Here is a 13,659-nt window from a genome sequence, read left to right as displayed (position 1 = left end):
CACTATAACGATTTCTTTAAATTTTAACGTCTACTTTTGGCAAATAAACCTAACAAATATTAGGTATTTGGCTATATTGCAAATCATTTTTGAATAACCTATTACACAGGTGACTAACTCAATTTTTACAGCGCATATTATTACTCAAAAATCCATTTCAAACATAAAAAGAATGAACTTCAATTTTCTTAAGCTATGCTTGCTTGGCTTATTTTTTTTACTAATACAATCCTGCGGTTCAAAAGAAGACGGTAACACTCTTGAAAATAATAGTGAACCTACACTTTTTACACTTTTACAACCTGAAGAAACGGGTATATCTTTTGTAAATAAAGTTGCGAACTCAAAAGAATTCAACATTTTCAAATACCGCAATTTTTATAACGGAGGCGGTGTTGCCATTGGAGACATTAATAATGATGGGCTATCCGATGTTTTTTTAACAGGTAATATGGAACCCAATAAACTCTTTTTAAATAAAGGAGATTTAAAATTTGAAGACATATCGGAAAAGGCAGGTGTAAAAGGAAACAAACCTTGGTCAACGGGTGTTGTTATGGCAGATATCAATAATGATGGTTACCTAGACATTTATGTTAGTAACGCTGGTAATATGGAGGGAAACAATCATGACAATGATCTTTATATCAATAACGGTGATGGCACTTTTACAGAAAAAGCCCATGAGTATAATTTAGCGGAAACAGGTTTTTCAACCCATGCTTCTTTCTTTGATTATGATAAAGATGGTGATTTAGATGCCTATATTCTAAACAACAGTAATATACCAGTAAGTAGCTTAGGGTATGCCGAACAAAGAGAAGTAAGAGCCCAAGATTGGGAAGGTGTTCCAAAAATTTTTAGAGGTGTTGGCGATATGCTTTTAAGAAATGACAACGGAAAATTTGTAGATGTCAGTGAAGACGCCGGTATTTATGGTAGTCTAATTGGTTTCGGATTAGGTGTAATGGTAGTGGACATCAATAATGACCTATACCCAGATATTTATGTTTCCAACGATTTTTACGAAAGGGATTATTTATACATTAACAACCAAGACGGGACCTTTAGTGAGGAGATTCAAAAATGGACCAATCACCTAAGTTTATCCGCCATGGGGATCGACATGGCAGATATTAATAATGATGGTCTTACCGATATCTTTATTACAGATATGCTACCTGAACCGGATCAACGTGTAAAATCGGTGATGGAATTTGAAGGTTATAATATTTTTAAGCTAAAACAGAGCAAAGACTTCCACCAGCAATATATTCAGAACACGCTGCAGCTTAATAATGGTAATGGCTCTTTTTCTGAAATTGCATATTATAGTGGTGTAGAAGCTACAGATTGGAGCTGGTCTGGACTCATGTTCGATATGGATAATGACGGACTAAAAGATATTTACGTCACTAACGGCATTAACCATGATTTGACAGACCTTGATTTCGTGGATTTCTTTGCCAATGAAATCATTCAAAAAATGGCATTGACCGGAAGAAAGGAGTCTATTGATTCTATTATAAACAAAATGCCGGTTACCCCATTACCAAATTACGCGTACAGAAATAATGGTGATATCACGTTCAGTAATTACAATAAACAATGGGGTTTTGAACTGCCAAGTAGATCAAACGGTTCTGCTTATGGTGACCTAGATAATGATGGCGATTTAGACTTGGTAGTCAACAACGTAAACATGGAAGCCTTTGTATACCGTAACAATTCTGAAACGCAGTCTAACAACAACCATATCACTTTAAAATTCAGAGGTGCAGAGGGCAATAAGTTTGGAATAGGCACCGTGGCCCGCTTATATTACACAGATAACATTATAGAGCAAACATTAATGCCTTCTAGAGGTTTTCAATCTTCTGTAGATTACCCTATGACCATTGGTTTGGGCACTACTGAAACTATAGATTCTGTCCGTATCATATGGCCAAATGACACTACAATAAAACTTGAAAACGTAAAGGCAAACCAGACCATTACCTTTAACCAAGAAGAGGCTACAGATATTTACAAAGTCAAAAACACCAAAGCCTCTACCCTGTTGAAATCTATAGAAAACAATACTTTCTTGACCCATAAAGAAAACAATTATATGGACTTTGATAATGAAGGATTAATATCAAAATCATTGGCAGAAGAAGGTCCTGGTTTAGCGGTTGGCGATGTAAACGGAGACGGCAATGATGATATTTTTATTGGTGGTGCAAAAAACCAAACTGGCGCACTATATCTTCATAATGGCAATGGTTCACTTTCTAAGCCCATAACAAATTTCTTTGTTGAAGAAGCTCAATTAGAAGATACAACAGCATCATTTTTTGATGCCGACCAAGATGGTGACCTTGACCTTATGGTTGGTACCGGTGGTAATGAAATAGGCAATCAAGGTTCTTACGGAATTAGACTTTACATAAATGACGGCAAAGGAAATTTCTCTTTAAGCACCAACAAACTTCCAAGCATCAATAAAAATGTTGCGGTAATTTCTCCCTCAGATTTTGATGGCGATGGCGATGTAGATGTCTTTGTAGGTTCAAGAAGTATTGTAGGAACGTATGGTGTAAACCCAGACCACTTATTCTTATCAAATAACGGTGATGGAACTTTTACCGATATTACTGAACGTTCCGCATATGACCTTAAAGATGCCGGTATGGTTACGGATGCCAGCTGGGTAGATATGGACGGTGATGGTAAGGATGACCTGATTACAGTATCTGATTGGGGAAGCCCAAAAATTTATAAAAACTCTGGCAGAAGGCTTAGTAAATTTACAAGTTCGTTAGATAGTTTAAATGGATGGTGGGGAGCTGTTGAGGCCTATGATTTAGACAATGATGGCGATCAAGATTTAATTCTTGGTAATATGGGTAGTAATATCCATTACAAACCAGCTCCTGGCAAGCCTATGAAAATGTGGGTGAACGATTTTGACAATGATGGTACCATTGAGCAAATTACCACCCAAAACTATGACAATGGCGATTACCCGTTACACCAGAAAAAAGAATTGACAACACAAATATTAGCACTGAAGAAGAAGAATATTAAAGCTTCAGAATATGCAACGAAGACTATTCAAGACCTATTTTCAAAAGATATTCTAGATAATACCATACAAAAGCAGGTAAACATATCAGAATCTGTTATTGCTATTAACGAAGGTAATGGTAATTTCACCATTAAAATTTTACCACCACAAGTACAGTTCTCATGTATTTGTGGCATTCAATGTTTAGATGTAAATAAAGATGGAAACCTAGACCTTGTCATGGCAGGTAATAATTTTGAATTTAAGCCTCAATACTCTAGACTAGATGCCAACTATGGAAATGTCCTACTTGGTGACGGTAAATTAAATTTTAAATGGCAAAATTATTCTGACAGTGGTTTCTTTATACGTAATGAAGTAAAACAATTAAAAACCATAAAGGATAAAAACGGAAACGAATTTATTATTGCCGCAATTAATGACGACACTCCAAAACTGTATAGATTAAATGAGGAATAAGTTATTGTACATATCTTTTTTGGTTTTTGCGTTAGGATGCAAACAAAATTCCGGTGAATTATTTACAAAACGCCCTGCTAACGAGACAGGCATCACCTTTGAAAATACACTCACCGAAACCAAAGACCTAAGCATATTAGATTACCTCTACTTTTATAACGGTGGTGGTGTTGCCATTGGTGACATCAATAATGACAGTTTACCTGACATCTATTTTTCCGGCAATCAGGTAAAGAATAAGTTATACCTCAACAAAGGCAATTTACAGTTTGAAGATATTACTGAAAAGGCAGGCGTTGAGGGTAATAGTTCTTGGAATACCGGAGCCATAATGGGAGATGTAAACGGTGATGGTCTTTTGGACATTTATGTCTGTGCAGTTGTTGGTCTAAACGGATTCAATGGATATAATGAGCTGTTCATAAATCAAGGAGATGCTACTTTTAAAGAAAGTGCAGCTGAATTTGATCTTGATTTTGAATCTTATAGCTCATCTGCCGCATTTTTGGATTATGATTTAGATGGTGATTTAGATATATATCTCCTTAACCATGCCATACACACTCAAGATTCTTACGGTAATGCGCAAATAAGACATAATCGTATTTACGAAACTGGCGACAAATTGCTACGTAATGACAATGGTAAATTCGTTGACGTCAGCGAAGAAGCCGGTATTTATGGTGGAGTAAATGGATACGGATTAGGAATAGCCGTTTCTGATTTTAATCAGGATGGTTACCCTGATCTTTATATTGGGAACGATTTTCATGAGGACGACTATTACTACCTAAATAATGGTGATGGTACTTTTAAAGAGAGTATTAAAGAGGCTTTTGGACATACCACACGATTTTCTATGGGAAGTGATGTGGCAGACATTAACCATGACGGTTTACCAGATTTAATTTCTTTGGATATGTTGGGCAGAGATGAAGTTGTTCTCAAATCATCCGAGGGTGATGATGATATCCAAATTCAAAAAATGAAAACCGAAACTTTTGGATACCATAATCAGTATACAAGAAATATGCTTTCTGTAAATCAACCCGATGGTAAATTCATAGAAACCGCATTACAAAGTGGCGTTGCGGCAACAGATTGGAGCTGGAGCGCGTTATTCGGGGATTTTAACCAAGACGGTGAGCAAGATCTTTATATTAGTAACGGCATACCTAAACGTCCTAATGATCTAGATTATATTAACTATATTTCTAATGATAACATTAGATCAAAAATCAACAATACCAACCTTGTAGATCAAAAGGCACTTAAAATGATGCCATCGGGTTTTATAGGGAATATGATTTTTAAGGGCTCAAAAGACCTTCAATTTATCGATGAATCAAAAAACTGGATTGCCCAAGACACTATAATAACCGGTGCTACAGCCTATAGTGACCTAGATAATGATGGCGACTTAGATTTAGTCACCAACAATCTTTATAGCCCTGCGGAAATACAAGAGAACACTACTAATGATAAAGCCCACTGGCTTAAGATTAAATTAGACTATACGGCAAAAAACAAATTTGGTATAGGCACTAAAATTTTCTCTTACGCAAACGGTGTTCAGCAATTTAAAGAAATGTATACGGTTCGTGGGTTCCAGGCTTCCTCAGAACCTATAATTCATTTTGGGTACGGTGACCTTACTACTATTGACTCCTTAAAAATCATATGGCCGGACAAAAGCTATCAGACTTTAAAAAATATAGCAGTAAATCAAACATTGAATATTAGTCCAAGTCAAAACAAACCTTTTGATTATAATAGCCTACACTTTCAAAAGCAATTACTGTTCAAAAAAACATTGAACAACCTAGGCATTGACTATATTCATAATGAAGATGCTTATAGCGATTATTTACGTCAAAAATTGATTCCTTATCAAATGTCAGACAGAGGTCCAGCAGTAAGTGTAGGCGATTTAAACGCAGATGGTAAAGAGGATATTTTCTTTGGTGGCTCAAAATACATTCCTTCTCAAGTTTATATTCAAGGTGACACTGTCTTTCAAAAAACGAATTATCCAGAGATAAAAAAGGATAGTATTAAAGAGGATATCACTTCGATAATTGCAGATTTTAACAATGATGGAAAGAACGATTTGATTGTAGGGACAGGTGGTGCAGATTTTTACAACGAAATGAAGCCCCTTACAAATTCCTACTACGTATCAAATAATCAAACTTATTCTAAAAAAGAATTTCCCGAAATGTTCGAGAACACATCCGTGCTCTTAAAACTTGACTACGACCATGACGATGACTTGGACCTTTTAGTCTGCAACCAATCTATAAGTGCAGATTATGGAAATAAACCTAACAGTTATTTATTAAAAAATGAAAACGGCAACTTTAGCTTAGCCAAAAATACATTTGAGAACCTAGGTATGGTTACCGATGCTTTGGTCACAGATTTCAATAACGACGGATGGGAAGATCTTTTATTTGTAGGTGAATGGATGTCCCCTAGGTTTTTTGAAAATAATGAAGGTACTTTCAAAGAAATATATCCTTTAGAAAACGATAAGTTAAACGGTTTATGGCAGGCTGTCACTAGTTTTGATATTGATGGTGATGGCGACCAAGATTTTCTTTTAGGCAATTGGGGTTTGAATACGAAGTTCTCCACATCAGAAGAACATCCTATGAAAATGTATTATGGAGACCTTGATAAAAATGGTGCATCCGAAACCATTGTAAGTACATACAAAGACGGTAAAGATTACCCTGTAGACGGATTAAAAGAATTAGCCAGCCAAATGGTTTCGCTTCGTAAAAAATTCAACAACTACCATTCTTTCTCTGGCAAACCCATAGATGAAATACTAGGTGAGAATATGCTAGCAAATGCCGAAATTTTAGAGGTGCACACTTTAAATTCTGGCTATCTTAAAAATAACAATGGTAAATTCACTTTTGTCCCTTTTAGTTATGAACTGCAATTGGCACCTATAATGTCTTTCTTGGAATTTGACTTTAACGGAGATCTTAAAACTGAGGTACTAGCAGCCGGAAATTATTTTGGAGTTAAACCATACCATGGCCGTTTTGATTCTTTTCCCGGGGCGTTGATAAGTAGCGACCGCAATATTACCTTAGCGAATAAAATTGGTCTCGATTTAACGGGAAAATCGATTCGTAATATGAACATAATCAATTTCAACAACAACAATTATATATTGCTCACCTTTAATGACAAAGCAGCAGAGGTGTACCAAATACTCAAACCTTAGTACAATGAAAAAATATGTATTTATACTTTTAGCAGTGGTCTTATTTGCAAACTGTACAGAGAAAAAACAAGAACCAATTAAGATTTCTCCAGATGATCTACATAATTCTATTGACCATGTTATAGATATCATGATCCATGATATTTTCTCTCCGCCAGTAGCCAGTAGAATATTTGCATACCCAAACATTGCGGCATATGAGATTGTTGCTCAAACAAACCCTGACTACCAATCTTTGTCCGGTCAATTAAAGGATTTAAAACCAATACCGGCGATAGATACGGCATCTGCTATAAATCCACAATTATCCGCATTAATTGCCCATATGAACATCAGTAGACAGCTCATCTTTTCTGAAGATAAATTTGATGTACTGCAAGATAGTTTGTTCACAAAATGGAAAAATATGAACGAACCGGAATTTGAAGCCTCTAAAAGCTACGGCTTAAAAGTGGCAGAACATATTAAAGAATGGATGAACAAGGACAATTACAGTCAAACCAGAACAATGCCTAAATTTACGGTCAATACAGACGACCCGGGGAGATGGCAACCTACCCCACCTGCTTATATGGATGGTATAGAACCACACTGGAATAAAATTCGCCCATTTATTATTGATTCGGCATCGCAGTTTAAACCAGTACCACCACCGCCATTCTCATTAGAAAAAGACTCCGACTTCTATAAAGAACTTATTGAGGTTTATAATATTAGTAATGATATCACCAAAACCGGAGATGAATCTGAAGAAGTGGCAATTGCCAAATTCTGGGATTGCAACCCTTATGTTTCGGTAACTAGAGGACATTTGATGTTCGCTACCAAAAAAATTACTCCAGGGGCACATTGGATCGGTATTACAAAAATAGCGGCAAAAAAGACCAATAGTAATTTTGATGATACGGTATTTGCATACACCAAAACTTCAATGGCCATTGCTGACGGTTTCATTAGCTGTTGGGATGAAAAATACCGAAGCAACCTTATTAGGCCAGAAACATTGATCAACCAACATATAGATGAAAACTGGAAACCTATTTTACAAACCCCTCCATTTCCGGAATATACCAGCGGACACAGTGTAGTATCCGGTGCAGCCTCTACAGCATTGACCAGTATTTTTGGCGATGATTTTAGCTTTGAAGATGATACCGAAACTCCTTATGGTCTACCTATAAGAAAATTCAATTCTTTTAACGAAGCTGCCGATGAAGCTGCCATTAGTAGAATGTACGGAGGAATTCACTACCGAGCTGCGGTAGAAGTAGGTGTTGGCCAAGGTAGAAAAATTGGCGATCTTTTAAACTCTAAAATTAAAATGAAGAAAAATTCAAGTTTAGCACATAATTAATTCGCATGAAAAAAGGCTTAACTATAACCATTGCCATATTAATGGTTGCATTGCTTTGGTATTTTCTTATTAAACCACAAGATTATCAAATAAGGGTTGTAGCCAAATCTAACACTGGTACTATAAATCAAGCTTTAAAAGCTTGGAACAATACCTTACCAAATGCCACTGTAAGACAGCTTAATAACTTGGGTAATTTAGAACAAAAAGTTGTTACCGGAGATTCTACCCATATCTATAATTGGAACATAACCCCCATTACGGATTCTACTTCACAATTAATCGTGAATGTAAAAGATGAAGACCATAGTATGGGCAATAAACTTGTAATCCCATTTTACGATAGCGATTTTGAAAAACAATCAAGAAAAACGGTGACCGATTTCATTGAGAGCCTCAATGCCCACAGAAAGGAATTTAAAGTTACATTTATGGGAGAAGATAACCTACCTTCTACCTACTGTGCCTGCGTTGAACACAAAACCACACAAATAACCAAGGCTTTTGGCATGATGGAGAGTTATCCTTTTCTCAATTCCGTAATAGCAAGTAATGGCATTCAGGTAAACGGTATTCCATTTATTGAAACCACAGATTGGAATATGCAAAATGATAGCATAAGCTTTAATTTTTGCTACCCCATTATCAAAAGCGATACCTTGCCTCAAATAAAAGATATTATTTATAAAGAGTTCATTGGCAAAAAATCACTTAAGGCTATTTACAATGGTAACTACATGACCTCTGATAGAGCTTGGTACACTTTATTGGACTACGCTGAAGAAAAGAACATTGCCATAGAAAAAAATCCAATAGAATTCTTTTTTAACAACCCAAATATGGGTGGCGATGCTTTGCGTTGGAAAGCTGAAGTATTTATGCCATTAGCTGATCAAGATGAATAAAATAGTTTTAAGCACATTTTTAGTTTTATCTGTATTCACCTCGTGCTCTAATTACGGTCAATTAAAAGTAATTGCAGATTTGCAAGGCAGTTTGGATGAAAACTCTGGATTGGCTACTTATGGCGATTCTACAGTTTGGGTCATTGAAGATGGTGGCAACAAAGATGAAATATATCAAATAAACCTTAAGGGAGATATTCTTAAAAGTCTTAAAGTTAAAAATGGTGACAATCAAGATTGGGAAGATTTAACCACTGATAAAGCAGGCAATCTCTATATTGGTGATATTGGAAACAATGCGAACAAAAGAAAAGATTTGGTCATCTATAAACTACCCAATCCTACTATTGAACCAGGAGACAAAATTGACGCTGTTAAAATTAAGCTCCACTATCCGGACCAAAAAGATTTTCCACCTAAAAAAGAGGGTTTATTTTACGATTCAGAAGCTATTTTTCACCACGATGGTAAAATATTCATAGTAACCAAAAACAGGTCTAAAGCATTTACAGGAGAAGCCCATATTTACTCAGTACCAGATACCAAGGGTACTTATGAGGCAACCCTTGTAGGTTCATTTACGCCTTGCAAAGATTGGAAAATATGCCAAATCACATCCATTGACATATCTCCAAAAGGGGACAGAATCGTTGCGCTTAGCTATGGTAAGCTGTTCATTTTTACAGATTTTACTTGGGATGATTTTACAAAGGGCAACATGCAAGAAATTGATCTAGGTGCCCGTTCTCAATTAGAATCGGTTTGTTTTCTCAATGATGACACCCTACTAATTTCCGATGAAAAAGCACATAGTGAAGGTGGTAACCTATACACCTATTCTATAAAATAATATACTTTTCTAAAAACCGAAACCTAATCCAAAAGTAAATCTTGGTCCGTCTTCACTAGCAAATATTGCCGTATTCACCGAGATAATATCTGATGCATTTAAGAAAAAACCGCCACCATAAGAGGTATGCCAACGACCAGAACTCATTTCAGGCATCCACACCCTTCCATAATCAAAACCACCAAAAAGCCCCATTGCAGTAGGTAGTAGTCTTGTGCGTTTTTTAGCAAGACTAAATCTAATATCCGTATTTTGATAGTAGGAAGTTTTTCCTGTAAAACGCTGATTTCTAAAACCACGAAGACCATCAACTCCACCTATACTAGCAGCTTGGTAAAATTCGTATTCATCACCTAAGTTAAAATGTGCCTTCCATTTTGTAGCAAGCACCAGCCTTCCGCTTGGTATTAATTTATAATCAAAACTTAAGCTTGGTATTATATACCCAAAACTACCTCCTTCTTTAGAAAGATTTTCTTTATACCCTGCTTCTAACGAAGTTCCCATTCCTAAGGTTGGGAATGCTTCATTATCCCTGTTTTCGTAAGTATAAGTGGCATGAGCTCCAACAAAATCACTATTGGTTTCTTCTCCATTTTGTTGATAAAAAGTGTTTATGAACCTATCATTGGTTTCTTCTACACTAATGTTCTCATAGGACAACCCCAGTTTCACCTTAGCGCCCAACTGTCCTCTCCAAACCAATGATGGTGAAAAGTCTATTTGCCTAAGTTTTACCCTATTAAAATCCAACCCTAAGTCATCATCAAAATTTTCTGTATCGTTACCAAAACCAAAGAAATTCACCGCAAAATTAGGACTTGTAAAACGGGCTTTCAATTCTGCGTTCCAATTCTCAAAAACATGGGCAAATTCTCCCTGATATTTTACGTCAAAACCGCTTGTGGCAAAATAATAAGATGCACCTATGGTATGTTGTTGCGTAAAAGGATTTTGTCTAAACCCATTATAGGTGTATGTATTTAAGAAACCTATTCTAACCCCATCATCTGGATTAAAACCTATAGTAGGTATAATTTGATTGAAACTATTTCTCAATTTAAGTGGTTGATAGGTATTTAGTTCATAGTCATCTGATAATTTAACTTTTGCCCCACTTGTCTTTTCAAACGTGTTTTTCTTGCTCTTAAAATCATACAATGCCACGTTCTTACCATTATCCACTCGATATATATCATTGTTGTGCCCCCCAATAATCCTCACCTTTACTCCCGTAAAATTGGAAGGATTCTTAACCTCAAAAATATCATCGTCATCCAAACCAAACACCCAAAGTTCTTTGGTATCATCACTTGAAAAAATCTTATAATAAAAAAGACGTTTTTTCTTATCTCCTATATTTCTAAAAACCTTTACCTCAGTTTCCTTATCATTAAGTCTATTGATTTCAAACCAATCATCTTTGTCGGTACCCGCTACAACAGCATACTTATTTAAAATCTTGTAGTATTCATTTGCCGTTTCTTGAATGTGGCTTAGGCGTGCCAAAAGTGTTTGCTTAATTTCATTGACCGTTTCATCCCTTACCTCTTCCGGAAAAGCTTTAAACGCCTCATCAATATCACTTTCCTTTAAATTCTCTTGCAAGTATTTTGCCTGAGCTAACCATTGACTTTTTTCTGTTTCTCCTAACAAGGTAAGATCCAAAACATAGGTCATAGGAGAAGAGTTAAAGCCCTTTACACTTCTAATTTCTTCATTAAAACCTTCCATTAACCTTAAACCTGGTATTATACGCGTGGCAATATTCATTAAAGCACCATCGCCCATTTTGGAGTATACTTGGTCACGATCCCTAGGTACAGGTCTATATACTACCTTATCCTTTTTATCGTCTTTAAACTCTGCCCATCTCCACTGATCAACATGCCTGTCCCAATCACCTAACACCATATCAAAAAGCCGAGCTCTTAAATAAAGATCCTTGTCCACTTCATACTTTTCATCATCACGCAAGTCTTCTAGCATTCCATCAGTACTCTTTAAATCATTTGAATATCCAAAGCTTGCCAAATCTCCATGACCATCTCCAGTGTGTTCCTCAATCATATACAATTCATCTCCAAAAGAATCATTATACTCCTTTAAAGCCGGCTGTTTTGGCACATAATACAATACAGGATTTGTATGGTATATACCAACAGCATCTGATAATTGCGCTGTGGTAAAAGGAGCATACGGGTGTGAGCCTGTATAAAAATCCTGCAAAAGTTCTTGGGTATAGGTCTCCTTTAAATCATCCAATACATACTGATCTTGAAAAGCCATGGACTGCAAGTATAGCTCGGCGCTCTTTTTTAAAGCTCGCATGACATACTCCCTACCATCCTTTGCGCGAAGACGAAGTGATTTAGATTGATGACCTCCGCCTTTCTTAACAGGTTCTAGACCACCCATAAGGGAATCTAAACGTACTGTAGGCACCTTTACCTTTGTCCCATAATACTTACGATAGCGTTCACCCCAAATTCCTTTATAAAACCTACTTTTTTCAATCTCATTATCTGTGTATACGGACGCCTCTACAGAATCTGGGAAACTGACTGAAAGTTCAGCTTCAAACGTTACTTGCGTAGGTGGCAACACTTCATTTGTAAACAAAAATTCTTCATTATTGTTTTCGCCAACACCATAAAATCTAACTCTTGACGACCCATCTTTATATACTTCTAAAGTAGCATAACCCATTTTCCCCGTACTGAACTGAGAACCGTTCAGCAACTTTGTAAAACCTTCTTTTGCACCTGAACCACTAACAATTTGCGGCGTATTATTTTCAAGGATATACTGTAATGTGTGTTCATGTCCTGATGCGAATATTACCCGATCGGAATATTGTGCCAAGGTCGTTACCCTTTTCATCAATTCTCTATAACGCTTGTTATTTACATCTTCAATGGATGCGCCAGATGTAGTTCTTAATACATTAATAAAAGTGCCTAAAACAGGTACCGGCACTGCCATTTTTTTTGGATAGAATTGTTTTCTTAACGAATACTGCCCTCCATGCTCGCCATAACTGTTTGATGGATGGTGCATGGCTATTACCGTGGTGCGATCTCTATAATCTTTTATGGCATCTTCCAATTCCAGAAAAAACTTGTCCCTACTCTTGATCTCGCATTTATTATTAATATCGGGGCGTTTGTCCCAATTGGTCAAGTACCATTCTGTATCTATTGTAATGATGGCAACATCTTCCCCAATTTCTATGACATCTATTGGGCAACCGTTCTCAGGTAAAAAAGGGTCTTTTTCCTTCTCTTTTAAAGCTCTTTTTATATAATTTTCTTCCCGTTCCAGACCAATTAAACCTTCAGTGTACCAATCATGATTACCAGGAATAAAAAGTGGCCTGCCCTTAAAATTCTCCAAAGTTTTTATTTGGGCATCTAAATGATTTTTTGCCTCTATATAGGCTTGTGTAGAATCTTTTGGATCCGGTAGCCCGGCAGGATAAATATTATCACCCAAAAATATGGCAGTACTGTTCTTCTCTGCCTTATCCAACTTATTTTTGAAAATTTTGAGTGCAGGATTCATACCCCCAATAGGAGACAAACCTGCATCACCAATTAAATAAAATGTATGTGAAACTTCTTTAGAACTATCAACATCTACAGCATATTTATCATCTACATATTTTGTACTATAGGTTGCACAACTTGTAATAAATATAAAAACCGATAGATATGCATAAATCTTTTTCATAGTAGCCTTGCCCTCTTTAAATTTTCGTAATTTGGGTTATTATTATTC

Annotated in this window: 6 protein-coding genes; 5 read left to right on the top strand and 1 reads right to left on the bottom strand. The window is 36.2% G+C overall.

Annotated features, from left to right (window positions below; all coding sequences use genetic code 11):
* Positions 1–172 precede the first annotated feature (172 nt).
* From CSC80_RS08580 to CSC80_RS08560, 5 genes are read left to right on the top strand one after another with little or no spacing between them, the layout of a single operon-like run.
* The gene (locus CSC80_RS08580; protein ID WP_099191465.1) at positions 173–3,529 is read left to right on the top strand and encodes a VCBS repeat-containing protein; all 3,357 of its coding nucleotides are present in this window, start codon (positions 173–175) and stop codon (positions 3,527–3,529) included.
* Positions 3,519–6,770 (top strand): VCBS repeat-containing protein, encoded by a 3,252-nt coding sequence (locus CSC80_RS08575; RefSeq protein ID WP_099191047.1) that lies wholly within the window; start codon positions 3,519–3,521, stop codon positions 6,768–6,770. Before CSC80_RS08580 ends, CSC80_RS08575 begins: the two co-directional genes overlap by 11 nt.
* Positions 6,771–6,774: 4 nt before the next feature.
* A complete protein-coding gene (locus CSC80_RS08570; RefSeq protein ID WP_099191045.1) occupies positions 6,775–8,124 on the top strand; it encodes a vanadium-dependent haloperoxidase in 1,350 nt (449 codons plus the stop codon).
* Between the two features lie 5 nt (positions 8,125–8,129).
* Complete coding sequence (locus CSC80_RS08565) at positions 8,130–9,029, top strand: transcriptional regulator (protein WP_099191043.1); 900 nt, start codon at positions 8,130–8,132, stop codon at positions 9,027–9,029.
* Positions 9,022–9,879 (top strand): hypothetical protein, encoded by an 858-nt coding sequence (locus tag CSC80_RS08560; protein WP_099191041.1) that lies wholly within the window; start codon positions 9,022–9,024, stop codon positions 9,877–9,879. Before CSC80_RS08565 ends, CSC80_RS08560 begins: the two co-directional genes overlap by 8 nt.
* A 9-nt stretch (positions 9,880–9,888) precedes the next feature.
* On the opposite strand, the gene CSC80_RS08555 is transcribed toward CSC80_RS08560, so the two are convergent.
* Complete coding sequence (locus CSC80_RS08555) at positions 9,889–13,611, bottom strand: metallophosphoesterase (RefSeq protein WP_099191039.1); 3,723 nt, start codon at positions 13,609–13,611, stop codon at positions 9,889–9,891.
* Positions 13,612–13,659: the final 48 nt, after the last annotated feature.

This window comes from Maribacter sp. 6B07 (genome assembly GCF_002700155.1).
Classification (GTDB): domain Bacteria; phylum Bacteroidota; class Bacteroidia; order Flavobacteriales; family Flavobacteriaceae; genus Maribacter; species Maribacter dokdonensis.
The sequence above is the reverse complement of the archived record's forward strand: the minus strand, read 5'-3'. Positions and strand labels throughout refer to the sequence as shown.